Origin of the sequence: Klebsiella indica (assembly GCF_005860775.1) — a bacterium.
In the GTDB taxonomy this organism is placed as follows: domain Bacteria; phylum Pseudomonadota; class Gammaproteobacteria; order Enterobacterales; family Enterobacteriaceae; genus Klebsiella; species Klebsiella indica.
This window is the reverse complement of record NZ_VCHQ01000012.1, coordinates 1-25,992: the sequence shown is the minus strand read 5'-3', so window position 1 is coordinate 25,992 and position 25,992 is coordinate 1. Positions and strand designations below refer to the sequence as shown.

General features: G+C 51.4%; 20 protein-coding genes, 1 tRNA gene and 1 pseudogene. 6 read left to right on the top strand and 16 right to left on the bottom strand.

The window, feature by feature from the left end; genetic code table 11:
- Positions 1–2 precede the first annotated feature (2 nt).
- Entirely contained in the window at positions 3–3,107 is a 3,105-nt protein-coding gene (gene ygfK / locus FE839_RS10455) for a putative selenate reductase subunit YgfK (protein WP_138360762.1), read from the bottom strand.
- A 324-nt stretch (positions 3,108–3,431) separates the two neighbouring features.
- Positions 3,432–3,995: an NTP transferase domain-containing protein gene (locus FE839_RS10450; protein ID WP_138360761.1), complete on the bottom strand. Its 564-nt coding sequence runs from the start codon at positions 3,993–3,995 to the stop codon at positions 3,432–3,434.
- Between the two features lie 26 nt (positions 3,996–4,021).
- On the opposite strand from FE839_RS10450, the gene yqeC reads away from it, so the two are divergent.
- Together yqeC and yqeB are read left to right on the top strand one after the other, a co-directional pair.
- Complete coding sequence (gene yqeC, locus FE839_RS10445) at positions 4,022–4,801, top strand: selenium cofactor biosynthesis protein YqeC (RefSeq protein ID WP_138360760.1); 780 nt, start codon at positions 4,022–4,024, stop codon at positions 4,799–4,801.
- 48 nt (positions 4,802–4,849) lie between these two features.
- Entirely contained in the window at positions 4,850–6,475 is a 1,626-nt protein-coding gene (gene yqeB, locus FE839_RS10440) for a selenium-dependent molybdenum cofactor biosynthesis protein YqeB (protein WP_138360759.1), read from the top strand.
- Between the two features lie 116 nt (positions 6,476–6,591).
- On the opposite strand, the gene arcC is transcribed toward yqeB, so the two are convergent.
- From arcC to ygeW, 5 genes are all read right to left on the bottom strand, one after another.
- A complete protein-coding gene (gene arcC, locus FE839_RS10435) occupies positions 6,592–7,524 on the bottom strand; it encodes a carbamate kinase (protein ID WP_138360758.1) in 933 nt (310 codons plus the stop codon).
- A gap of 10 nt (positions 7,525–7,534) precedes the next feature.
- On the bottom strand, positions 7,535–8,926 hold the full coding sequence (gene hydA, locus FE839_RS10430) for a dihydropyrimidinase (protein WP_138360757.1): 1,392 nt from the start codon (positions 8,924–8,926) through the stop codon (positions 7,535–7,537).
- Positions 8,927–9,183: 257 nt separating this feature from the next.
- On the bottom strand, positions 9,184–10,395 hold the full coding sequence (locus FE839_RS10425; RefSeq protein ID WP_138360756.1) for a YgeY family selenium metabolism-linked hydrolase: 1,212 nt from the start codon (positions 10,393–10,395) through the stop codon (positions 9,184–9,186).
- 57 nt (positions 10,396–10,452) lie between these two features.
- The gene (gene dpaL, locus FE839_RS10420; RefSeq protein WP_138360755.1) at positions 10,453–11,649 is read right to left on the bottom strand and encodes a diaminopropionate ammonia-lyase; all 1,197 of its coding nucleotides are present in this window, start codon (positions 11,647–11,649) and stop codon (positions 10,453–10,455) included.
- A gap of 63 nt (positions 11,650–11,712) precedes the next feature.
- On the bottom strand, positions 11,713–12,900 hold the full coding sequence (gene ygeW, locus FE839_RS10415) for a knotted carbamoyltransferase YgeW (protein WP_138360754.1): 1,188 nt from the start codon (positions 12,898–12,900) through the stop codon (positions 11,713–11,715).
- A gap of 465 nt (positions 12,901–13,365) precedes the next feature.
- Here ygeW and FE839_RS10410 point away from each other — a divergent pair, with 465 nt between their 5' ends.
- Complete coding sequence (locus FE839_RS10410; protein ID WP_138360753.1) at positions 13,366–15,144, top strand: sigma-54 interaction domain-containing protein; 1,779 nt, start codon at positions 13,366–13,368, stop codon at positions 15,142–15,144.
- A 31-nt stretch (positions 15,145–15,175) separates the two neighbouring features.
- Here the strand turns inward: FE839_RS10410 and xdhC are convergent, their stop codons facing one another.
- Genes xdhC through xdhA form a run of 3 tightly spaced genes read right to left on the bottom strand, consistent with a single transcriptional unit; the run spans position 15,176 to position 18,838 of the window.
- On the bottom strand, positions 15,176–15,655 hold the full coding sequence (xdhC, locus tag FE839_RS10405) for a xanthine dehydrogenase iron sulfur-binding subunit XdhC (protein ID WP_138360840.1): 480 nt from the start codon (positions 15,653–15,655) through the stop codon (positions 15,176–15,178).
- Positions 15,652–16,530: a xanthine dehydrogenase FAD-binding subunit XdhB gene (gene xdhB, locus FE839_RS10400; RefSeq protein ID WP_138360752.1), complete on the bottom strand. Its 879-nt coding sequence runs from the start codon at positions 16,528–16,530 to the stop codon at positions 15,652–15,654. The genes xdhC and xdhB overlap by 4 nt, the downstream gene beginning before the upstream one ends.
- 4 nt (positions 16,531–16,534) lie before the next feature.
- Positions 16,535–18,838 carry a xanthine dehydrogenase molybdenum-binding subunit XdhA gene (gene xdhA, locus FE839_RS10395; protein WP_138360751.1) on the bottom strand — a complete coding sequence of 768 codons (2,304 nt, stop codon included), beginning with the start codon at positions 18,836–18,838 and terminating at the stop codon, positions 16,535–16,537.
- Between the two features lie 374 nt (positions 18,839–19,212).
- Between xdhA and actS the strand changes: the two genes are divergently transcribed.
- The 3 genes and pseudogenes from actS to FE839_RS24855 all read left to right on the top strand — a co-directional run.
- Positions 19,213–19,938 (top strand): amidase activator ActS, encoded by a 726-nt coding sequence (actS, locus tag FE839_RS10390; protein WP_138360750.1) that lies wholly within the window; start codon positions 19,213–19,215, stop codon positions 19,936–19,938.
- Positions 19,939–20,018: 80 nt separating this feature from the next.
- Positions 20,019–20,092, top strand: a tRNA-Gly gene (locus tag FE839_RS10385).
- Between the two features lie 97 nt (positions 20,093–20,189).
- Positions 20,190–20,451 (top strand): annotated as a pseudogene (locus tag FE839_RS24855) (integrase); the annotation flags it as partial.
- Positions 20,452–20,510: 59 nt separating this feature from the next.
- Here the strand turns inward: FE839_RS24855 and FE839_RS10375 are convergent.
- The 6 genes from FE839_RS10375 to FE839_RS10350 all read right to left on the bottom strand — a co-directional run.
- Complete coding sequence (locus FE839_RS10375; RefSeq protein WP_138360749.1) at positions 20,511–21,290, bottom strand: HAD-IIB family hydrolase; 780 nt, start codon at positions 21,288–21,290, stop codon at positions 20,511–20,513.
- 314 nt (positions 21,291–21,604) lie between these two features.
- Positions 21,605–22,324, bottom strand: coding sequence for an alpha/beta hydrolase fold domain-containing protein (locus tag FE839_RS10370; RefSeq protein ID WP_338324973.1), 720 nt, complete (start codon positions 22,322–22,324; stop codon positions 21,605–21,607).
- Positions 22,285–22,530, bottom strand: a complete 246-nt coding sequence (locus FE839_RS10365; protein ID WP_138360747.1) for a hypothetical protein — start codon at positions 22,528–22,530, stop codon at positions 22,285–22,287. Before FE839_RS10365 ends, FE839_RS10370 begins: the two co-directional genes overlap by 40 nt.
- Before the next feature lie 57 nt (positions 22,531–22,587).
- Positions 22,588–23,442: an MBL fold metallo-hydrolase gene (locus FE839_RS10360; protein WP_138360746.1), complete on the bottom strand. Its 855-nt coding sequence runs from the start codon at positions 23,440–23,442 to the stop codon at positions 22,588–22,590.
- Positions 23,443–23,528: 86 nt separating this feature from the next.
- Entirely contained in the window at positions 23,529–24,887 is a 1,359-nt protein-coding gene (locus tag FE839_RS10355) for an MFS transporter (protein ID WP_138360745.1), read from the bottom strand.
- A 777-nt stretch (positions 24,888–25,664) separates the two neighbouring features.
- A partial coding sequence (locus FE839_RS10350; protein ID WP_138360744.1) for a transposase occupies positions 25,665–25,992 on the bottom strand: 328 nt, incomplete at its 5' end.

Below are 25,992 nucleotides of genomic sequence, written 5' to 3'. Positions count from 1 at the left end.
GGTTATACCTCCACCCGGCCCAGCAGATAGTGATGTTGCTGGTGGACATGGCTGATGATGCGGCAGGTTTCATCCAGTCCCGGTGGGATGCTGGCGAACTGGCCGTCGTTATCAATATTCAGGACCCAACTTTGGTTATTGAGACGGATGCGTACGCGATCCTCTTCCACCAGGAAACCTGGATTGCTGCTGGCGTCAAAATCCTGCGCCAGGCTAAAGACGGTGATTTTGTCTTTGTAAGGTTTGCCCTGCCACGGGCAGAACTGGGCGCAGTTGCCGCATTCGTTGCAGTAAGCGTCCAGGTGCAGCGTCTGGAAGCGGTTCCTGAAGCCTGGTATCGCAATCGATACGTTGGCGCGGTTTGGGCAGACATCGACACACTTGCTGCATAAGTAGTTGCACTCAAGGCAGCGTTCGCCTTCCTGGGCAACGAAGGCATCGCGATCGTCTTTGTCGATGATGGCGACCGATATCTCCCCCTTACGCTGGTAGATTTCAGCAGGATTTACGTTATTCCAGCGTTTATCGGCGTGGTGAGAGCGGATATTTTCCCGGTAAAGGATCGTATCGGTTGCCCGCCGGGCAGAGCCGATAGCGGCGACGATAGAGGAAGGACCACGCTGAACATCGCCAATCATAAAGACGTTTGTCAGGCGGGTTTCACCGTTGGCGTTTACCTCCGGCCAGCCTTTATCGTTCAGCGGGACTCCCATGGCGCTCAGCGCATCGGTGTCCTGCTGTTCCCCAATGGCGGTGATCAGGCTGTCGGCATGCAGCGTAATGGTCTCATCTGTTTCTACCGGACGGCGGCGCCCTTTCTCATCAGGCTCGCCAAGAGACATCACGCGCAGGGTGAGCGTCCCGTCGGCAGCAAAGCGTTGTGGATTCATCAGGAAGCGGAACTCAACGCCATCGTGCAATGCCTCTTCATACTCTTCACGCCAGGCAGGCATTTCCTGCAGTGAACGGCGATAGACAATGGTTGCCTTTTCCACACCGGGCACGCGCAACGCCGCCCGGGCACAGTCCATCGCGGTATTCCCGGCACCAACAACAACCACGTGTTTACCCAGGTTCAGCGTGGAGCCCTGATTGTATTCACGCAGGAAGGGCAACGATTTCCAGACATGAGGATTATCGCCTTCCAGCTTCACTCCACTGTTTTTGTCAGTACCGGTGGCGATCAGCACATACTGATAGCCCTGGTTTTTCAACTGTTCTATCGTGAGATGGGCATCACAGCCATATTCGAATTTCACGCCGTGATCGGCAACAAAATCAATATCATGCTGGATTAACTCAGCAGGGATGCGGAACTGCGGGATAATGTTTTTGACGACGCCGCCAGCGTTAGCTTCCCGCTCAAACAGGGTAACTGAATGTCCGGCTCGCGCCAGGAAATAACCTGCGGCAAGCCCCGCGGGGCCCGCGCCGATCACCGCTACCGGATGCCGGGAGCCGGAGCCTGCGGGTTTATGCCAGCGTTGTTTGTATTCATCCCAGCCTTTTTCCAGAGCGATTTTTTTCAGTTCGCGAATGTTCAGGGCGCTGTCGTAATCCAGGCGCGTACAGTTGTACTGGCATTGATGATCGCAAATATGACCGGTAATGGCAGGCAGAGCGTTGCGTTGATAGATAAGCGCCAGCGCATCGGCGTAGCGCTGTTCTCCCATCAGGCGAATATATTCGGGGATATCCTGCTTAATAGCGCAGGCGGTAACGCACGGCGCGACGTAGCAATCGGTTAGCGGCAGGCTTTCCGCTACCTCAATACGATCTTCCGGTTTCCAGTGTTTCTGGGTATAGGCCATCGTCATGGCGTCTTCTGCCAGCCGATTTAATCGCTCCACGTCGATTTGGGTCATTCCCCAGGTATCCGATGCTTCCAGCTCACGCATGCAGGCGCTCAGACGCAGGTAGCCGCCGGGCTTCAATAGATCGGTCGCCATAGTAATAGGGCGGATCCCGGTATCGAAAATATCGCGAATTGTCAGTTGGCTGGCGCCACCGGAATATGAGATCGGTAATTTTCCGTCGAAGGCCCGGGACAGTTCCGCCGCCACGTTGATAGAAAGCGGGAACAGCGCCCGACCGGACATATACATCTCATCGCCGGGAAGCGCGCCTTTATTGTTGATGGTGCCAAGGGTGTTGGTGAGCTTGACGCCGAAGCCCAGCGATTTCTTTTTCGCCAGCGTCATCAGGCGTTTCAGCATTTCCAGCGCCTGAGGCAGTTTGAGATCGTGCTCGAACGACGCCTCTTTCAGTCCAATATAACTGAAGCCGCAGCTATCCAGAATCTGGCGAACGCGGGCATAGCCCAACAGGGTTGGATTCAGTTTTACGAAGGTGTTCAGCGCCTTTTCTTCCAGCATGTACTGGCAGATGGCCTCGATTTCATGTGGCGGACAGCCATGCATGGTAGAGAGGGTGACGCCGTGAACCAGGGTGGCAGGAATACGTTCGGGAAGCGCGCGCAGGGTTTCCCGCTGTTTATTCAGTCCGTGGCGTGCCAGAAAATCGTCGTCATGCAGCCAGCGGCTAAGTGTGTCGCGGTATTGCGTAAATTTCGGCTGCGCTGAAGCATCGATCATACTGTCGATAAACTGCTGCATCGGCGGTTGTTTGATGCCGTCCAGGTTGTAGCCGACGCTCATATTGAAGATAAATGATTTCCCGGCGCCAGCGCTGGCGGGCTGGAACATCTGCTCTAACAGATGCAGGACGAACCAGGCCTTCAGGTATTCATCCCAGGCCTTTTGCAGAGTAAACTCGGTGGACCACTCAGTATTGAAACATTCGTCTTCCGCATCGATACAGGGTTTTTCCAGCTCCAGCCGGTCAAGTATTTGTACTGTTTTCAGTTCAATGAAGCGGCCGCCAGTCAGCCAGGAGGTGATGATATTTTGCGCCAGTTGGGTGTGCGGGCCAGCGGCAGGACCAACGGGGGTGGCACAGGTTTCACCAAAGACGTTGACTGACCTATCATTGGCGGGTGAGTAAAACTGTTGCTCAGGAATACCAAAGATAGAACCCTGTTGCAGGTATTCATCAAATATGCGCGTCAAAAGCTCCTCAAATGGCACGGGACGCATAATATCCCCCATAACCCTCTCCTTTTATCATGAATTAACCGGTGTGGATAAACCGGAGGTCTGGGGGGGGTAGAGCAACATTCACACCATGATTACGGACACCGGGCATAAATATAATTTTTTGTGAAGTGCTTCTAAACTTGAGCCCGCTTTGTGAAATATCTCACATGTCGTAAATGAGAATTAAAATCAGTATGATCCATTTATCAAACGGTTGTTTCACGAACGCCTTTTATTTTCTCAAAAAGAAGGAATTTGTATCATTATGATAAGTGTGGAGGGTGTGGAACTTTTTTGTTTGAACGCAATCGTTTAACCTGGTCGTGATAATTTTTATTAACGCTGATGGAGGCGAATAAAATCCTCTGGCGTATCAACATCCGAAATGATTTCTATATGATCTATTTCCACCTTATTATGCGCGCCAGCCAGTAATGCCTGATGCATATTTTTTTGCGGGCCGGAGAGGGCCTGTAACAGGCAGCGTCGGGTGAGCAGAATCGGATGGCCTGGCGTGCCCTGATAGTACGGGATTAGCGCGCTGTCATTGCGTAATGACCATATTTTATTAAATATTTCAAACGTCAGGCAGGGCATGTCTCCGTGGGTGATGAAGCAGTATTCGCTTTTAACGGCGTTTGCGGCGACCTTCACAGAAGAGTACAGACCATCAGCATAGTCAGGGTTGTGCGTTATCAGTATATGACTTGCGCCGGCATAGCGATGGTACAGTTCATCGCCGCGATAGCCGGTAACTAAAATAACCTGGCTGCAAAATTGCAGGGCATTTTTGATACTTGCATCAAGAATTGTCCCGTCCTGCCAGGGTAGCATCATTTTCCATTTTCCCATTCGTGATGAAAGCCCCGCGGCGGTAATAATGCAGTCGATTGGCGGCATCGTCCATTCCTTATTTTAGGTGGCTGATGATTATTGATAAAAATATAAAGAGTCACGCCGGTTTATTCTTTGATTTAGGTGCGCAGAAACGTCCCTTGATTATTTCGCTTGTCGGGGCTGGAGGGAAAACGAGTACGCTTTTCTGGCTGGCGAGATTATTTCATGGCTACGGCAGGCGGGTCATCGTGACCACAACGACGCATATGTTTCTGCCCGATGCCGCTTGCCCAACGATCTTCTGCAGGGAGCCTGCCGCTCTGCCTTCCCACTATCTTATGCGGCCCATCTGGGCCTGTTTTCGCGCATGGAAAGCGCAGGAAGGGAAAGCGAGAGGATTTTCGCCGCAGGCCATTGATGCGCTGGCGGCCCGTGCGGAATGTGACGTTATTCTGGTAGAAGCGGATGGCGCTCACGGATTGCCGCTTAAAGCGCCGGATGAGCACGAACCTTGCATACCTGAAAGCAGTTGCTGCGTGATTGCCGTTATGGGCGGGCAGATGTTGGGGGAGAATACGGGCGCGGAGAATGTCCATCGCTGGCCGTTGTTTGCTGAGATCACTGGCCTGACGGCGGATGAGCCGCTGACCTTCGGGCACCTTCTTCGGCTAATTCGCCACCCACAGGGGGCGTTTAAAAACGTCCCGCCGGACAGCAGGCGTATCTGGTTTCTCAATCAATTTTCTCAATCTGAGAATAGCGCGACGGAATACGATCTGTTCCAGCTATTGCGCAATGGGAATGTGGATGCCATCTGGCTGGGGGCGGTACGGGAACAGCCACCGATTACGCGCAGACTTGTGAGATAGCGAGGCCGGGAAACCGGAACCACCATAGGGATATCCATTGAGGTTTTTATGAATATTTTCACAGAAGCGGCAAGACTCGAAGAACAAAACAGTCCATTTGCGTTGGCGCAAATTGTCGATAGCCGTGGCTCAACGCCGCGACATTCAGCTGAGATGTTGATTCATCAGGATGGAACGACCTTTGGCACGATTGGCGGAGGAATGGTGGAGCGCAAAGTGATCGATGAGGCGCAACAGGCTTTACGGGAAAGAAAGCCGCGTTTGTTTCATGGGCGGATGGCGCGTAATGGTGCGGATGCTGTCGGTTCTGATTGCGGTGGCGCGATGACGGTCTTCATCAGCGTACATGGGCTCCGTCCCCGTCTGGTGCTGATCGGCGCCGGGCATGTGAATCGGGCGATAGCACAGAGCGCCGCGCTGTTGGGTTTTGATATCGCCGTGGCGGATATTTATCGTGAAAGCTTAAATCTGGCGGCATTCCCGCCCTCGGTGCAGTTACTGCATGCCGATTCGTTTGCTGAGGCGGTGGATGCGCTGGAGATCCGGCCCGATAACTTCGTCCTTATCGCCACCAATAATCAGGATCGCGAGGCGCTGGATAAGCTGGTGGAGCGTCCGCTGGCCTGGCTGGGGCTGCTGGCAAGTCGCCGCAAGGTTCAGCTTTTTTTGCGCCAGTTGCGGGAAAAAGGCATCGCGGAAGAACATCTTGCGCGCCTGCATGCGCCGGTAGGTTACAACATTGGCGCTGAAACGCCGCAGGAGATCGCGGTAAGCGTGCTGGCTGAGATTTTACAGATAAAGAATAATGCGCCTGGCGGATTAATGATGAAACCTGCGCATCCTTCCGGGCATCAGCGCGTGGTGATCCGCGGCGCGGGAGATATCGCCAGCGGCGTGGCGTTGCGTCTTTACCATGCCGGATTCAAGGTATTCATGCTGGAAGTGGAGCAACCGACGGTGATCCGCCGTAGCGTGGCATTTGCTCAGGCGGTGTTTGAGGGGGAAATGGTGGTGGAAAGCGTCACCGCCCGGCGGGTGAATTCGGCGACAGACGCGATAGCGCTGGCGGAGCGCGGCATCATTCCGGTACTGGTCGATCCTGTCTGTGCATCTCTTGATACGTTAAAGCCCGTCTGCGTGGTGGATGCCATTCTGGCAAAACACAATTTGGGCACCCATATTGCGATGGCCCCGGTGACGATTGCTTTAGGGCCAGGATTTAGCGCAGGTGAGGATTGTCATGCGGTAATAGAAACCAATCGCGGCCACTGGCTGGGAAAGGTGATTTACTCCGGTTGCGCACAAGAAAATACCGGCGTGCCGGGGAATATTATGGGGCATACCGCGCGACGGGTGATTCGTGCGCCCGCAGCGGGCATCATGCGTGCCAATGTAAAATTAGGCGACCTGGTGAAGGAGGGGGAGGTGATCGCCTGGATTGGCGACAGTGAAATTAAGGCCCCGCTGTCGGGCATGGTGCGTGGCCTGTTAAGCGACGGGCTGGCGGTGGTCGGCGGGTTTAAAATCGGTGATATTGACCCGCGTGGCGAGACAGCCGATTTTACCACCGTGTCTGATAAAGCGCGGGCGATCGGCGGCGGAGTCCTGGAAGCGCTGATGATGCTGATGCATCAGGGGGTAAAATCAACCAGAGAAGTGCTGGAAGTTGCATAAGGTTGCGTGTTGTTTGTCACCAACGACCACGCTGTTCGCAGAGGATGACAGGGGACGTTAGCGTCACCATCCGGCAACCGTGTGGAGCGTATGCCGGATGGCGCTGTATTGTCCGGCTACTGGCAGATCACGGTGCCGGTTTTTCCTTCAATGCCTTCTTTCGCTTTGCTCAAGACGGTAATCAGCGCTTCCCGTCCAGGCCGGGAACGGGCGAATGACACGGCGGCTTCAACTTTCGGCAGCATGGAGCCTTTGGCGAAATGGCCTTCGTTGATAAAGCGATCGGCATCGTTTAATGACAGACGATCCAGCCATTGCTCATTTTCTTTACCGAAGTTAATCGCCACTTTTTCCACTGCCGTCAAAATGATGAGCATATCTGCATCGATCATTTCGGCGAGCCGGGCGCTGGCCCAGTCCTTGTCGATAACCGCGCTGGCGCCTCGCAGATGGTTGCCTTCACGGATCACGGGAATACCACCGCCGCCGACGGTAATGACTAACTGTCCGGCCTCGACCAGCGCCTTGACGGTCTCTTTTTCGATAATGTCTATTGGTTTGGGAGAGGCGACAACGCGGCGGTAGCCGCGACCGGCATCTTCTTTCAGCGTATAACCCTGTTTCTCCAGCAATTCGGCTTCTTGCCGGGTGAAGAAAGAACCAATGGGTTTGGTTGGATTAAGAAAGGCAGGATCGCTGGCGTCAACTTCCACTTGCGTGACCAGTGTCACCACCGGCATTTGTATGCCGCGTGATAACAGTTCTTCGCGCAGCGCGTTTTGCAGATCGTAACCAATATAACCCTGGCTTAATGCCACACACACTGACATCGGCAGCATTGGCGTATGGGCTGCGGTTTTCGCCGCCGCTTCAAAGGCCAGGTTGATCATCCCCACCTGCGGACCGTTACCGTGCGTGACCACCAGTTGATGGCCCTGGGCGATTAAATCCACGATCGCCTGAGAGGTCATTTTAACGGCCTGCATTTGCCCGGCCAGATCCTCGCCCAGCGCATTCCCGCCCAGCGCGAGAACAATTTTCTTACTCATTTTTCCTCACTTATTCAGTGTGATTAGGATGGCTAAACGGCTTGCGTCTCAGGAAGCGACCCCGGCCCGCTCTGGCGTTAAACTCCCCCTGACAAAACAGGGTTTCGCCGCGTGAAAGGGTTCTGACGATAGCCCCGGTACAGCGGAATCCCTCCCAGGGAGAGTAGTCGCCGTTATCATGCTGTTCGGCATGGCGAATTTCCGTTGTCTGATGCGGATCGATAATCACCACATCGCCATCGGAGCCTGGCGCCAGCCGCCCTTTCTGCGGCCACAGGCCGAACAGTTTCGCGGGTAGGGCGCTGGTCATATTGACAAAGCGTTGTGGCGTAATGCGCTCAGTTATCACGGCGCTGGAAAAGAGCAGCAGCAGCCGGTTTTCTACGCCGGGCAGCCCATTTGGGCAGCGGTTGAAATCGCCGCCGGAGAGCTGTTGGCGCTGCGCCATTGAAAAATTGCAGTGATCGGTGGCGACCACATCAATCGTGCCGTCGCTGATACCGCACCAGAGTTTGTCCTGCTCGCTGACATTGCGCAGCGGAGGGCTGAGAATGAAGTTCAGTCCTTCCGGTGTGTTATAGCGACGCTCGTCCAGCAGTAGATATTGAGGACAGGTTTCTACCCATACCGGCTGGTGTCTGGATTTCGCCAGACGTAAATAATCCAGCCCTAAGCCGTTGGAGAGATGGACGATATACAGAGGTGCATTGCCGGCGAGCTGCGCAAGATTGATCATCCTGGCAATGGCTTCGGCTTCGCACTCCAGGGGGCGACTCAGGGCGTGATAGCGCGGCGCAGTGAGTCCTGCGGCAAGAAACTCGGCGCGTTTGCAGGCGATGGCGGCATCATTTTCTGGATGGACCGTTGTCAGCGCGCCAGAGAGATGCAGACGGCGCAGTGCCTGCAACACATCATCATCGTTAAGCTTGTATTGATATGTCAGATACAGCTTAAAGCTGCTGATCCCCTCTTCAACCATCATCGGAATTTCATCAAGAATGGCGTGGTTGATATGCTGAATGACCCCGTGAAAGCTATAGTCGATGACGGCTTTATGCGCGGCGTAACCGTGATAAACCCCTAGCTGATGGCGCAACTGGCATCCCGTCGGGCCAAATCCCATATGATCGATGATGGTTGTTGTACCGCCGCATGCTGCTGCGCGGGTACCGGTAAAAAAATCATCACAACTGCGGGCAATACCGGCGTCAATGTTAAAATGAGTGTGTACATCCACGCCGCCGGGCATGACGTAGCAGTCTGTCGCGTCGATAATCTCGCAGGGAAGCTGCGGAATAATATCGTCGTCCAGTTGGCGAACAATGCCGTTCTCTATCAGCAAATCTTGTCTTGTCTGAGCATCGGCATTAACGACAATGCCGTTTTTAATCAGCACGCGCATAGCGGACTCCAGAATCGCCTCCGGCGAAGAGCCCATCCCGGCAGGATGTTTTCATTTGCCATTCTGGTCATGGGCTGTGCCCGTACAAAACGCGTTGCGTTTTGAAGGCACTTTAGGCGTGGCACCGAAGGGGCGAGTGATGCGAATAATCCTCACGTACAGCGTGTACGTTCCGGTTTCTGCGCACTGTCGGTATCCTACTGGCCACGCTAATGATGCCTGCGGAGACAAGCTCTAAGCGGAGGTGCGGTTAATGATTATTCCGTTGCCAGCCAGCTCAGCGGAATGGCGGCGTACATGGCGGCACAGGTAACCAGATGCGATTTCCAGGTTTTCTCATTTGGCGCGTGGGCCTCCGGCTCTTTGCCCGGGCCGAAGCCGATTACCGGGATGCCGTGGCGGCCCATGATCGAGACGCCGTTTGTGGAGAAGGTCCACTTATCGACCACCGGCGTTTTGCCAAACAGCCCTTCGTAAGCGCTGACCAGCGCTTTCACGGTGAAGTGATCCTCTTCCACTTTCCAGGTCGGGAAGTAGCATTCGGTCGGGTAGACCAGGCCGGTCCAGGAGGGGCGATCGTAGTGGTACAGAGAAACGGCTGCATTGGCTTTCTTCACTGCCGGCAGGGCGCGGATCTCTTCCAGCGCGCCTTCCCAGGTTTCTCCCCAGGTCAGACGACGGTCAATAGAGACGGCGCAACTGTCCGCTACGGCGCAACGGCTGGGCGAGGTGAAGAAGATTTCGGAAACGGTCAGAGTGCCTTTGCCGAGAAACGGATCGTAGGCCAGACGTTGTGATAACTCCTGCAATTCGTTAAGGATCGGCCCCATTTTAAAGATCGCGTTATCGCCGCGCTCCGGTGCGGAACCGTGGCAACTGACGCCCTGGACATCAATACGGATTTCCATACGCCCGCGGTGCCCACGATACACCCGGCAGTCGGTCGGTTCGGTACTGACGACAAATTCCGGCCGAATACCGGATTGCTCAATAATGTACTGCCAGCACAGGCCGTCGCAGTCTTCTTCCTGTACCGTACCGGTGACCAGCAGCGTGTAGTCATCTTCCAGACCGAGATCCTTAATGATCTTTCCGGCGTAAACCATTGATGCCATGCCGCCTTCCTGATCGGAGGTGCCGCGTCCGCCGATCAGCTCATCGGTTTCCATTCCTTCATAGGGATCAAAATTCCAGTTTTTAATATTACCGATCCCAACGGTATCAATATGTGCGTCCATTGCAACCAGACGCGGCCCGTGACCGATATAACCCAAAATATTACCCATCGGATCGATCTCGACTTTATCGAAACCGACTTTTTCCATTTCTTGTTTGATCCGATGAACCACGCGCTTTTCATCGCAGCTTTCGCTGGGAATGGCGATCATATCGCGCAGGAAGCGCGTCATATCGTCTTTGTAGTGGTTTGCTTTTTCCAGAATCAGTTTAAATGGAATGTTCTTAGCCATTGTTTATCTCCAGTTTTAACCCCCGCGTCTTCTGGGAGCCTTTGTCAATAAAGGGAACTACGGTGCGACGGGATGTTTGCCTTCCCAGACCACTTCGCGGTAGTGCTTGATATCGGTATCGCCTTCGGTACTGATAAGCAGCACCACGGCGTCGTTATTCAGCGCCAGTTTTTCCATTAAGGCCTGACGCTGCGGGTGATAGTGAATGGCGGCCAGTACGCCCAGCCCCACGGCTCCTGACTCACCGGAGATGACTCTCGGGTCGTCGCCATAGGGATTTCCCAGTACGCGCATACCCAGCGCGGCGACGCTGTCCTGGCAGGAGATAAACTGTGTGGCGCAGTTGCGCAGAATTTCCCAGCCGAGCGGATTAGGTTCGCCACAGGCCAGACCGGCCATGATGGTCGCCATATCGCCGTCGACATTGACGATGTCGCCTTTAATGCCCGAGCGGTAAATGCAGTCGGCTTTGTCCGGTTCGACGATAATGCTGCGCAGGTTCTGCGGGCCATAGACATCGACCAGATAGCCCAGCACGCCGCCTGCCATTGCGCCGACGCCAGCCTGCAACAGTACGTGGGTCGGAACGACGCCCAGTTCACGCATTTGCTCCACGGCTTCATCGGCTAGCGTGGCGTAGCCCTGCATGATCCAGGTGGGGATTTTGGTGTAGCCTTCCCAGGCGGTATCCTGTACCACTTCCCAACCGTTCTGTTGCGCATGCTGAATGGTCAGACGGACCGTATCGTCATAGTTCATATCAGTGACGATGCACTCCGCGCCAAGATTGAGAATGGCGTCGACCCGCTCCTGGGCAGAGCCTTTCGGCATATAAATCACCGCGTTTTGCCCTAGTTGTTGCGCAGCCCACGCAATGCCCCGGCCGTGGTTGCCATCGGTGGTCGTCGCGAAGGTCATCTTCTCGTCAATGGCGTTTTTAAGCTGCGAGAACGAAAGGGTATTGATGTCAAGCTGGTATTTTTCACACAGCAGACGGGCGGTGGCATAAACGCCGCCGAGCATCTTGAAGGCGTTCAGTCCAAAGCGTTTCGATTCATCTTTAACGAGAATTTTCTTTACGCCAAACAGGCTGGCGAGACTGTCCAGTGCGCAGAGCGGCGTCGGACGATAACCGGTAATTTTTTGGTGGAACAGGCGAGCCTGTTTCGCCTGCCGTTGCGAGAACAGCGCGGACGTTTTACCGCTGTAAAAGCGATTGTCGGCGATATCAATTTTCAATGAGAAAACGGACATATTCTATCCTTCTCCTTGTTGCCTCCGGAAACGGAGGGCCGACCGGAAGGTCGGCCTGGGGGGTTATTTGATGCGCTGTTGCGCTTCTTTCAGCAGTTGTTCCAGCAGGATGCCGGGCTTCGCGTATTTGCGAGAGAGGATCATTGCGGCGATGATGTATGGCTTCCAGCTGGCCTCCTTGTAAGTGGCGATACGGTATTTTTCGAATACCCCTTCGGTGACTTCCCCTTCCTCACAGGAGACGCCGCTGATATCCGCCGGCAGGCAGTGCATATACAGCGCATTTCCGTTGCGCGTGAGCTGCATCATCTCTTCGGTGCAGTGCCAGTCCTTATGCTTCGCATTCTGCTCCAGACACTTCCTTTCCAGGGCTTTCAGGGCCGCGTGATCGTTGGCGCGCAGGAGTTTGGTCCGTTCTTCCATAACTTTATAGGGCGCCCATGACTTCGGATAGACGATGTCTGCGTCTTTGAATGCATCTTCCATGCTGGTGACCTGGCGGAAGCTGCCGCCGGAAGCATTGGCATTGTTTTTGGCAACTTCGATAACATCGGGGATCAGGTCATAGCCTTCCGGATGCGCCAGGGTCACCTCCATGCCGAAACGGGTCATCAGGCCGATAATGCCCTGGGGCACAGAGAGCGGTTTACCGTAGCTCGGTGAATAAGCCCAGGTCATGGCGATTTTCTTACCTTTCAGATTCTGCAGCGAACCAAAATGCTCGCGCAGCCAGGCCAGATCGGCCATTGCCTGGGTCGGATGGTCGATATCGCATTGCAGGTTGACTAACGCTGGACGCTGGGGCAAAACACCTTGTTTATAACCGTCATCAAGCGCGGCGCCGACTTCACGCATATAGGCGTTCCCCGCGCCAAGATACATGTCGTCGCGGATACCAATTGCGTCGGCGCAGAAGGCGATCATATTGGCCGTTTCGCGGACCGTTTCGCCGTGGGCGATTTGCGATTTACCTTCATCAAGATCTTGCTGGGCCAGGCCAAGCAGGTTAAGAGCAGAGGCATAAGAGAAGCGGGTTCGGGTGGAATTATCGCGGAAAACGGAAATCCCTAATCCACTATTGAAGACTTTGGTCGCGATATTCTCGGCGCGTAGCATCTTCAGTGCGGCGGCAACATCAAGGACTTGTTGTAGTTCATCCGTTGTCTGTTCCCACGTTAATAAAAAATCCTTCTCGTGAAGGTGCGAAGTCAGCGAATTGATATCCTTTATCAGCTCATTAACAGTTTTCATTGTAAAGTCCCGGTAGTGGAATAACGGCAAGGTGGCTTAATTGCTATGACTGCGCGATATCACAGCGATACCATCACCTAACAATAACTGTGCCAGAATTAATCCAGTGCTGCGGGGATATTATTTCAGAACGGTTATTTGTGGCGGCGATCACACATTATCGCTCTTTTTTCTGCGGATTATCGGACGTAAACGTTTGGCTTTTTAAACGTCATTTTTTATGGTGAGAAATAGAATGAAAATAAGGCATCGAAGAACAGAGTAGATAGCCATATTGATAAAATTGTTGGGTCGATTCTCATATTGATATGAAAATGTGACATCTCTTCCATAATGAGGATGGGAAAATGATAAAGAGTCCTGTTTTTATCAAAGCAATATTTTCCTGGGTTAGTATTATTAACCCCTGATAAACATCAATATTATAAATGTTCAACTACTTAAGTGATGCCGGAAGGTGAGTCTATGGTGCTTGCAACGACGCAATCCGTTTTGATGCAAATTCAACCGACTATTCAGCGTTTTGCCAGAATGCTTGCCAGTGTATTGCAACTGGAGGTGGAGATCGTCGATGAAAATCTGTGCCGCGTTGCGGGCACAGGCACCTACGGTAAATTCCTCGGTCGTCAATTGAGCAGCAATTCAAGGTTATTACGTTATGTTCTGGAAACGCAAAAGGAAAAGGTGGTGACGCACTCTCGTCACGATCCTCTTTGCGAAGGATGTGACTGCAAAGATAATTGTCGTGAGAAAGCATTTCTGGGAACACCGGTTATTTTACAGAATCGTTGTGTTGGCGTAATCAGTTTGCTTGCCGTCACGCATGAACAGCAGGAACATATTAACGATAATCTGCGGGAGTTTTCCGATTACGTTCGGCATATATCAACCATTTTTGTTTCGAAACTTCTTCAGGATCAAGGTGGCGGCGAGGGGATCAGTAAAATATTCTCGACCATGATCGAAAATATGGATCAAGGCGTGCTGGTCATCGATGAAGACAGCCGTGTGCAGTTCGCCAATCAAACGGCCCTGAAAATTCTTGGGGTTATGAATAACACCATGACGGGAAAATCCGTTCGCTTCAGGCCGCTAACATTTGAAAGCAATTTCACTCATGGGCATATGCAACATATTGTCTCCTGGGATGATAAAAATGAACTGATTATCGGCCAGTTACATAATATTCAAGGGCGGCAATTATTCCTGATGGCCTTTCATCAGTCGCATACCAGTACCGCCGTATCGCTGGCAACCGACGAACCGCATATTGAGCAACTGGTCGGTGAATGCCGGGTGATGCGTCAGCTTAAGCGACTGATTAGCCGCATTGCTCCCAGTCCTTCCAGCGTGATGATCGTTGGCGAAAGCGGTACCGGGAAAGAGGTTGTCGCCCGGGCGATCCACAAGCTGAGCGAGCGTAAAAACAAATCCTTTATCGCCATTAACTGCGCTGCGATCCCAGAACAACTGCTGGAAAGTGAACTGTTTGGTTATGTGAAAGGGGCTTTTACCGGCGCGTCTGCTAACGGTAAAACCGGCCTGATTCAGGCCGCTAATAGCGGGACGCTGTTTCTCGATGAGATTGGCGATATGCCGCTGATGCTGCAGGCGAAATTGTTGCGCGCGATTGAAGCGAGGGAAATTTTACCCCTTGGTGCCAGCAGTCCGGTGCAGGTGGATATCCGAATTATTTCCGCTACCAATCAAAATCTGGGGCAGTTCATTGCAGAAGGTAAATTTCGCGAAGATCTTTTCTACAGGCTTAACGTGATTCCATTAACCTTGCCGCCCCTGCGTGAACGTCAGGATGATATTGAACTGCTGGTGCATTACTTTCTGCATCTGCATACCCGTCGGCTTGGGTTGGTGTATCCCGGCATCGCTCCGGATGTGGTGACTTTGCTAAAGCGTCATCGCTGGCCGGGCAATCTGCGGGAGTTGAGTAATTTGATGGAGTATCTGGTTAACGTCGTGCCCTCTGGTGAGGTGATTGATAGCGCGCTGCTGCCGCCGAATTTGCTTCACAATGATAAAATGCCAGGGTGCGATGACGAACCCGTTAACATATTGCCTCCTCAGGCCGAGGACGCTGGCGGTACCGCGCTTGAAGAGATGGAGAAACAGATGATCCGCGAGGCGCTGTCACGGCATCACAATAAAAAGCAGGCGGCGGACGAACTGGGTATTGGCATCGCCACGCTCTATCGCAAGATTAAAAAATACGAATTAATGAATATCTGACTGGCCTGAATTCAGGCCGGTCAGATGCGGTTTATTCCGGCGTCTCGCAGGCACGTACTGCGTTGAGGATCATCTGATAGCCAGTACAACGGCACAGATTTCCCGCCAGCCCCCGACGTATCTCCAGTATGGTCATTGGCTGGTTACGGGGTTTTGCAAGCATGGCCGTGGTGGCCATAATGAGCCCCGGCGTGCAGAATCCGCACTGTACGGCGCCTGATTCGGCATAAGCCCTCTGCACGTGCGATAGTTGACCGTTCTGTGATTCCCCCTCCAGCGTGCGAATCTCTTTACCCGCGGCCCAGACGGCGAGATACAGGCAGCTGTCTATGGCGGTACCATCAACCAGGACGGTACAGGCACCACACTCTCCGACGCAGCAGCCGTGCTTTACGCTCAACAGCCCTTGTTCGCGTAGCAGTTCGGAGAGCGGCATGCCCGGAGGGACGCTTAGTTGAAAATCCATGCCGTTGATCTGGCATGCGAGGGTGATTCTGTCGGTGTGATTCATTGCCATTCTCCTCCTGCCTTGATAGCGGCTTCGCTGACCACTTTTTGAGTCATCGTCTGGATAAGATGTAGACGAAATGCTTTGCTGGCACGCCACGAGGATCGCGGTGCGACATCATGTAAAACCGCTTCGCTAACCGTCTCCAGCGTTTGTTGGGTTAACGGGGCATTTTGCACACTCTGTTCCGCGTGGGGGCAGCGGATCGGCGTCGGAGCGGCGACCCCGAAAGCCAGCCGAAGCTCGCGAATATGGCCATCCTCCAGAGTACAGCGCGCGGCGCAGCCAATAGTGGAAATATCCATGGCGTCGCGCATCGCGTATTTATAGTGGGCGCTACCGGTATCGGTGGCAGGCTGGGCAGGAAAATGAAACGCCACCACCAGTTCGTTGTGTGCAAGAGAAACCTTTCCTGGGCCAGTGTGAAAGCCGTTGATGGGCATAAAACGCACCCCGTCGGGAGAATGGATTTCGAGGGTCGCTTCGTAAATCAGCGTAGGCGTCGCCGAATCGGCGCTGGTTGCGCCGTTGCAAATATTGCCCCCATAGGTGGCGACGTTGCGAATTTGCGGCCCGGCAATCGACGCGGCAGCGGCGCTGAGTGCTGGAAGATGGTGCTGGATCAAGGGAGTGTTGATCAGTTCGCAGAAGGTGGTGGCGGAACCAATGCGTATTCCTCCATGATCCGCGAGGGTAATGCCGCGTAGTTCCGCTAATCCATTGATATCCACAATATGGCGATAACGGGCGTTATGATGATGAAGCTGAATTAATACATCTGTACCACCCGCGAGTAGTTTGGCCTGCGGATTGTTCGTCAGCAGCGTGATGGCCCCGTCGATATCCGTGGCGCGGTGGTAGGTCGCGATATCAAACATAGTCTTATCCTTTAATCAAACCCGCGTCGTGAAATGCGGTGAACAGCCGTTTTGGCGTCAGCGGCAGCGTATCGATCGCCACGCCCGTCGCCATTTTGACCGCATTGCGAATGGCGGCCGCAACGGGAATGATTGGCGGCTCTCCAAGTGATTTATGGCCATAGGCGGATTGCGGCTCCAGCGTTTCGACGAAAGCCCCCTCCAGTTCCGGGAGATCGAGCATGGTGGGTATTTTGTAATCCAGCAGATTGGGGTTGCGTATGACGCCGCTGTCAGCGTCGATAATCATCTCTTCAAACAGCGCCCAGCCAATACCCATCCCCATTCCGCCATGCACCTGACCTTCCGCCAGCAGAGGGTTCAGAATATGACCGGAATCATGAACGTTGAGGATGCGGTTGATGGTGACTTTGCAAAGTGCGATATCAACGTTCAGATCGACAAAAGTGCAGCCGAAGGCCGGAGGATTGGTGGTGGTTTTTACGGAACTTTCCGCTGAGAGCTGCCCGCCGCGTTCAGGATGATAAAACGCATCCATGGCCAGCTCTTTCAGCGACAGCAACGGGATTGCAGGGCGATCGATAAGGACGATATTGCCGTCGATCAGCGTCAGGTTTATGGCCGACTGATGCAGCATAGTCGAGGCCTGGGCAAGGATTTTCTCTTTTAACAGCAGTGCCGCTTTGCGCAGCGCGGGCGCGGTAGTATAGCTTTGCCGCGAAGCGAATGCGCCAGGATCGAATGGTGTGACATCGGTATCCTGGGTTGAAATTACGTGTACGTTGCTTACTGCGACACCAACCGTCTCTGCTACCATCTGTGCAAATACGGTATCGGCGCCCTGACCAATTTCGGTGGCGCCGCTTTGCACATTAATTGTACCGTCCTGATTCATCAGCAGGCGAACGCCGGCGATTTCGACCCCTACCGGCCAGGTGTTGGAGGTATAGCTGAAGCAGGCGACGCCGACGCCCCGGCGGATATTGCCTTGCTGATGGCGACACGCCTCGCGGCGTTTATCCCAGTCAAACAGTTTGCGGCCTTTTTGCAGACATTCTGGCAACCCGGCGCTGTAGATAATTTTCCCGGTGAGCGGGTTAGCGTCACCTTCGCGGGCGGCGTTACATAAGCGGACGTCCACCGGATCGAGCTCCAGCGCGGTAGCGGCATCATCGATCATTGCTTCTAGCGCGAAGACCACCTGCGGAGCGCCGTAACCGCGCATGGCGCCTGCTGTGGGAAGGTTGGTGTAGCAGGTTGTTGAACGGTATCTGTAAGCGCTACGCGGATAGAGATATGCCACTTTATTGCCGCCGGCTGAGGCGATGGAGTGACCATGCGAGCTGTAAGCGCCAGTATTTGACAGAACATCGAGACTATAGCCTTGTAAAGTGCCGTCGCGATTGATACCCATTCGGCCATTGATAGTAAAAGCGTGGCGGGTACGGGAAGCAAGAAAGCACTCTTCGCGACTCAGCGATACTTTCACCGGAATACCGCCAAGTTTGCTGGTCAGAAATGCCGCCATCGGCTCTTCCAGCACGTCCTGCTTATTGCCGAAACCGCCGCCGACATACGGTTTGATGATCCGCACATGCGACCACGGAATACTGAGCGCCTGACCGACAACCCGGCGCACGATATGCGGGATCTGCGTGCTGGTGATGATGGAGATGCGGGAATCCTCTTCCATCCAGGCAAAGGAGGTGACGCTTTCCATATGGCAATGCTGGATAACCGGGGTTTGATAATGCCCCTGAATCTGCAGGTCTGCGGTTTCTATCGCCTGGGTAACGTTGCCTGCATTCATTTCGCTCTGTTTGAGCAGATTGCCCTCCGGATGGATTTTGACCGCACCCGGCGCCAGCGCGGCCTCCGGCGTCGTTATTACGGGCAGTGGCTGCCAGTCGACGTTGACCAACAGGGCCGCTTTCTCGGCGGTAAGCTCATCTCGTGCCACGACAATCGCCACCGCGTCGCCATGATGACGGACGTGACGGGTTAACAGGTAGCGGTCGGCAATATCGCGTTTACCTTCGTCCAGCGTCCAGGCATGCCCGGCAGTGGCAAACGCAATATCTGGCACGTCTTCCCAGGTAAACACCGCCAGTACGCCTGGCAGCTTTTTGGCCTCGCTGCAATCAATGTTATTGGCATAACCGTGAGCAATAGGGCTGCGGACATATTTGGCATAACACATCCCTGCCATAACGTAATCGTCGGTGTATCTGGCACGCCCGGTCACTTTGGCAATGGCATCCACACGCATGCATGATTCACCGGTTGCGGTCGCTTCTCGCGATTCCATAATCGTCCCCTCTGAAATGAAGATTTGGCATGTATGCCAATACCTGAAACAGGCAAGAATTACGCCAGAAGCGGAAATCTCGGGCGAGGTAACATGGAAGTGTGATGACGTTAAAAAATGTGGCGCATATGACGGGGCAGGGGAGAAAAGCGGGCCGAATGCGGTATATCATTATGAGCCTAATTAAATCATTATGATACACAGTGCATAAGGCGATAAACTCTGGCCGGTATCGGCAAATGTCCTCGCGCGGATGGATATCATCACTTTAATACTTCCGGTGGCGGTGTCGCGATTGGGTATCCTCCGGCTGACTGGTATGATGATTGTTCTGATTGTTGAGGTGGCGGTTTGTGTTGAGTGCAGGATGCCTGATGGGTAAACGCTTTTATATCACGATAATATTGATGAGCAGCCTGATCGTTGCGGGGTGTTCCAGTTCATCTGGTTCCGGCTCCATATATACCGTGAAGCGTGGCGATACGCTGTATGCGATTTCACGTGCTACGGGCACCAGCGTCAGGGATCTCGCCCGACTTAACAATATTTCGCCTCCCTATATCATTGAAGTCGGACAGAAGCTGAAGCTGAACAGTCGTTCAGGGGCCACGACGAAAGGACATTCATCCACTAAGAAGCCGTCAACCAGCCGCACCGTTACCGTGACGCCTTCCTCACAGGTTCCGCAATCATCCTGGCCGCCGGTGGGACAACGCTGCTGGCGCTGGCCAACCAGCGGTAAAGTTGTGTTGCCGTATTCCACCCGCGATGGCGGTAATAAAGGTATTGATATTGCTGGCCGGCGCGGCCAGCCGATCTACGCCGCAGGCGCGGGCAAAGTGGTATACGTGGGTAATCAACTGCGCGGCTACGGTAATCTGATTATGATTAAACATGGCGAGGACTATATCAGCGCCTATGCGCATAACGATAAGATGATGGTGAATAACGGGCAGAACGTGAAGATTGGCCAGCAGATCGCCACAATGGGCAGCACGGATGCGGACTCCGTGCGTCTGCATTTCCAGATTCGCTACCGAGCGACGGCGATCGACCCACTGCGTTATTTACCACCGCAGGGCAGTAAACCTAAGTGCTAACAGGTTATTTTATCGGCAGTTAGCGCAGTTCAGGCTTGTCAGCCGATGTGTAAGGTCTATAATGGCCCACGCACTTCCTCGCGGGCGTAGTTCAATGGTAGAACGAGAGCTTCCCAAGCTCTATACGAGGGTTCGATTCCCTTCGCCCGCTCCAGACATCTTCTTAAAGTATTCCTGTTTACTGAATCCTAAGGGATGCAGCTTTAAGCCTCCTGATAGTTTTATTCACTGTAACCCTGTAGTGACCAGGCAGCATTAGCTGCGCTAGCCTCTTTGAGCAGTACGAAGCGGAAAACGCTCCATACTAGAAGCCAACCACCTTAGGGGAAAACCAATCATCTCACGCTGAGTTAATCGAAATATTCGACTATCTGGGTCTCAATGCTGACGCCAAAAGGGTAACCCGCGCTGATTGATGTGCTCAGGGTTCGTTATGTTCTCCAGCAGTTACCGAAGAACCGCAAGCAGCGCTTTAAGGGTAAACCGTTGGTTGACCTGCTGGCTCGTGAGGATTACCGATATAGCTGGATGGGGTTAACTTAAAGTTTACTTAACCAGTTAATATCCCCTTATTATCTGGAAGCGATTATCGCATCTGCAATTTCTACAAAACCAGCGCCACCTGGCCCACAGGTAATCCACTGCGGAGGTTGCGGGATTTGATCCAGGTAGTCTGTTACTGTGCTCACTCCAACCGTATGTTCAAAGAATGAAAACATCGGCGCGTCATTCGTCGAGTCGCCGCTATACAGTATGGCGGAGCGATCGAAATCTATGTCAAGCGCGTAAAAATCCCTGAGTATTCGCCGGGCCATAGATAACTTGTCATATTTCCCAAGCCAGCCAAGAATCCAGAGATTATTTACAGTGGTTGCCGCACCTGCTTGTACTAATGCGTCAAGTATTAATGAACAAAGCCGATCTTCTTGCGGTTTAGAAAAGGCAATTGAGGTCATTCTGAACGGTTGATCGTCGGCAAAGCGGGCGGCAACAATTTCCCTTTTTATCTGTTCCCCAATCAGCTTCAGGCGTTCAGCAACCTCAGAATGTTTCTCTTTATCATGCCAAAAAAAGTGTTCGATTCCGTGGCCGTCATTTTTTCTTCTGAAAAATATGCCGCCATTTTCACCAATGACGCCATCAACTGGCCACATCCGCGCCATCTGATCGCACCAGCCTGCGGGCGCGGCTGTGACTGGTATCACTTTAACCCCCGCTTTTTGCAACCTTTCCAGCGCCGTATAGGTTTCAGCTGACAGCCGTCCTCTATAGGTTAGCGTGTCATCGAGGTCTGTGAGTACAAAACGCACATGCTTAAAATGTGTAAAATCTGTAGAACAAATCTGTTTCATAAGCAAACTCGAGTAAGTATTGTAGATACCATAATCTTCCATGATTAAATAGTTTATGACTTTTTTAAAGTTCAAATCGTGCTAAGTTATAATCTGTATTGTGTTGTTAATAATTGAAATTTTATTTCATATCGATGTTTTTAACTGATGATTTTTTTGTTTATAAACTATTTATCCGCTTGCCTGGAGAGATAAGCTAGTGAAGAATATTAAAGATGATTGTCTGCGCGTTATTTTTATATGGAAATATAAAATCATACGGATGCTAGCTAAGCTAATAATGGAAGCAGCATCTCTGTTATTAAATGATTATTTTATTTTGCACGTAACTGTCGATTAAAAAATCCCAGTGAAATTTGTTGTGTTTCCGGTTGAAAAAACTCTGGCGTACCGTGTCCTCCATTTTTGACGACATAGAAATCTACGCGATATTCTAACCCAGCGCGACAAATGTCATTATAGATATCTTCACTAATCGTTAGTGGTACCAGAGGATCGTTATCACCATGCATAATCAATACCGGGGCCATCTCATGATTAATGAAATATTTTACACAGGCCTCCTTTGCACGTTCTTTCATTATCGCGGGGTCGCCTCCCAGTAATGCACCAGCATGAGTATCCTCAATTTTTTTCCAGCGGTGGCCTGGATTACGCATCTGAATTTCATCGTTTTCCATCAGGGTTACAATATCTGCCGGCCCGAAGAGATCGTAAGCTGCCTGTACTTTTGATGAAAATCCCGCCCATTCGTCGGTATCGTAACCTTCGGTATTCATTGCCGCCATTAAACTTAAATGTCCCCCCGCAGAACGCCCCATTACACCTATATATTGCGGATCAATATCATATTCCCCGGCATGGGCACGTAAGAAACGCAGCACGGTTTTAACATCTTTTAATTGCTCGGGATAATGTGCCTGATGACTGCCACGATAATACATTGATGCAACGATGTAACCAGCCTCGACCAGATACTGAACTTCCGCCACCATCATATTTTTATCGACGCCGCGAAATCCACCTCCGGGAATCCAGAGGATAGCCTGACGAGCTGATTTTTTTCTTCTTGATATTCGCTTCCTGAGGCCGCTTTCATTTCACTATTACCGTTCTGTGACATAATCGACAACTTCAGTTCCAGAGGATTACCATTTAGATCATGGGAGTGGGAATAAATAATATTATCAATAAAGTTGATGCTTTTGCGGGTTCTGCCGGGTTCAATAAAATATTTCATCAGTAAATACCTCTGGTTACGAATAACGCTCTTAGTACGGTAAATATCAATCTTCCATCATTTTAAGTAAATCATCACGTTTTTATCCAGATATAATGACCATGCCTTTTTATCTATAAAAGGATTTACGCCTGGATCAGCAAGCATTTGCTGACGTTTGGCTAACAGATCAATATTAACAGTGTGATTTGCCATAAAAATATCAACGGGTTCATTGCGCACTTTTTCAAGTGAATGAAGGTACTGCTGACGCAGAGTCAGCTGTGGGTCGCCATACTCTTCAAGAAATTCTTTCTGTAATGTATTGAAACCAAACCCACCGTAATAGCCTACTCGCCTGGTATGATCGCCATCAGTCACATCAAAAAAGCAGGCGATACATCCCTCAGTATGCCCCGGAACGAGCACAAATTTTACGGTAATATGACCGAACTGGAGCACATCTCCATCATTGATTTCAACATCAATCAGGCATAATTCATCTTCGATACTGGCACCGTCTTGAATAAAGACGAACTCGGGCTTAGTTCTGAACATTTCAGCATCTGGCGCTCCCGGATAGATTTTAGTATCAAACATCCTTTTGAAAAAATTAGCCGCACCAATATGCTCTACATGACCATGCGATAGTATCAGCCAGCGGACATCGGCAGGATTAAATCCCGCGGCCCAGATCGCATGAATCAGCATTGCAGTCGCACCAGTATTGCCTGCATCAAATAAAATGAGCCCGTCTCCGGTATCCACAATATGTGCGCAAACCCAGCTGTCACCGACATAATACAAATTCCCATAAATCTGAAAGGGAGATATATAGCGGCTTTCCTGGTTAACCCAGTATTTCCCCATCAATTCAGCTTTCTTTCTCTCTTTACGTTGCAGGTATGCTGCATAGTCACTTTTGGCCGTCATAGTTTGTTCTCCCCTGCATATCGTTATCACGATCGACAGTATAAAAATTTTAGCACCGGTTGATAGATAAACACCGATGCCGCGGCTTATTCTTTCACTGGTTCAGAGGCCGATACCGAGATTTCCTCGTTCGGATCTACCTCAATACGTTTAATTGGCCAGACAATAACCAGGTAGCTAAGTAAAGCGAGGAGGGCATGTGCTGATACAAATATAAGCGCCCAGGTAAAACTTCCTGTGTAATTTACTATGTAGCCAATCACAATTGGCGTTACGATCGTTGAGATATTGCTGAACGCATTGAAAATACCGCCAGCGGTGCTGATGATTTTCTTCGGCGCAACATCGGTAAGAATTACCCAACCCAGCGTTGAACAACCTTTGCCAAAATACGCGAGCGTCATCAGTGCTACCACTAAATAGATAGAATCAACGTAGTTACAGAAAAACATAGAGAATGAACAGAGCATACCGATATAGATAGGCGTTTTTCTGGAAATGGTGAGGGAAGATGTTTTCCTCATTAGGAAATCGGAGAGCGCGCCGCTGGAAAGACCGCCAACAAATGCTCCGAAAGCCGGGATCGCAACCAGAATACCGGTAGCTTTAATATCAATTCCCCGTTCCGTCATCAAATACATAGGGAACCAGGAGAGGAAGAATAACGCCAGACAGTTAAAGCAATACTGGCTGATGAAAATGCCAATAGTCTGCCTGTTGGTGATGAAGGCTTTGATGTCAGTCCACTCAACAACCTTCTGAGCTTTCTTTTCTTTCTTCTTAATATCCATATCCGGCAGGCCACCGCCTTCACGGATATAATCAAGCTCCGCCTGATTCACTTTCGGATGATGTGCCGGAGCGGGGGTAGATTTGTAAAAAAGCCAGGCAATCAGCAACTCAAGTATGCCAATAACAAAGAACAATTTCTGGAAGTTATATGCGCTGGCGAACCACGCGAAAAACGGCACAAACACGAATACCGCCATATACTGTGCCGCCCCGGCCAGACTTCCTGCTAAGCCTTTCTCTTTCAGCGGGCACCATGTGGTGATCACCCTTATAAAAGCAGGCACCCCCGGCGTTTCCAGAAACCCAATGACTCCGCGCAGGATACAGAAAGAAATCAGCACCCACACTCCGGAATAGAACGTGACAAACCCTTGTAGGATATTCACGATAGCCATCCCGACAAAGGACAGGGTAACTATTTTACGTGAGCCAAACCTGTCAAGCAGCCAGCCACCGGGAATCTGACAGGCAACGTAGACGATAGAGAAACAACTAAAAATCCAACCCAGTGTCGCCGGGGAGATATCCAGAGCATGCATTAATGGTTTGGCAATTGTTGGCAAAAGGTTTCTGTCAGCAAATAAAATTATACCGGTAATAAGCACCATCAAGATGACATAAAACCGGACATTGGTACGTTTTTCATTATTCATCTTTAATTTCGTCGTTGGTTAATTGAATATTTATTAGGGTACTGTAATTTTTTTCGCAGAACTGACGCGGATACTCTATAAATCAAGCGGCCGAATCTGGTATGTTTAACATATCTGCTTCATTACAACTACAACGTCTGACACCCCCCGTTTACATCATAAAGAAAAGTTACATGCGCTCACTCGTTAATTTTATTTACTCAGTGTAGTGCGCCATTAAAAATAAGATTATGGGAAATTAGCTTAATCGTTATTTTTAGTTTTGTGCTAATGCCCAAAGTGATATGACATTAATCCAAAAAATAAAATAAAACTATTTAATTAAATGTATAGTGAAAAGCTATTAATATTAACAATCATAATAAATTCATTGGCAACTTTTTCTCAGCGCCACTCCTAATAGAAAAATATATCGCCGAAAAAACGGATGGTTGAATGTTTATTAGAATTGTTTAAGAGTCTGTCCCATTAGAGCTATTTTATTTGTCATTTTGAATCAGGGCCGCGCTCAAAATCCTCACGTACTTAGTGTACGCTCCGGTTTTTCCGCGCTGTCCGTGTTCAAACTGCCTGCAACAATAACGTCTGGTGAGAACGGTTCTAAATGAGTAAATTCAAAAATATGTTTTAGAAAAAACTATTTATGCTGTTCCCAACAATGAGAGATATCCAATGGGCTTCGCCGGAGGGATGCCTTTGGCTGATGAAATTTGTTCCCTGCAGGGCTTTGTTGAATAAATCAGATTTGAGGCGAGTCTTCCTGTAACAGCTCACTGTTCAGGCAATGCGCACGCTTTCTGGCATACCCGCCTTCGTCATTTTGTTCAGTGCACGCACCAGCGCCAAAGCCTCTGCAACCTGACCGTCGTAGTCCCGTAGCGCCAGCGAACCGCCTAACAACTGCTTTACCCTGTACATTGCCGTTTCGGCTATTGAGCGACGATTATAATCTGTCGTCCATTTCCACCGGGCATTGCTCCCGCTCAGCCGTTGATTTGCCACTGCACGGTTTCGGTCCGCATATTCACCCGGCCAGTAACCCGCGCCTTTCCGGGGAGGGATAAGTGCACTGATTTTCTTCCGACGCAGTTCGTCGTGGCATAAC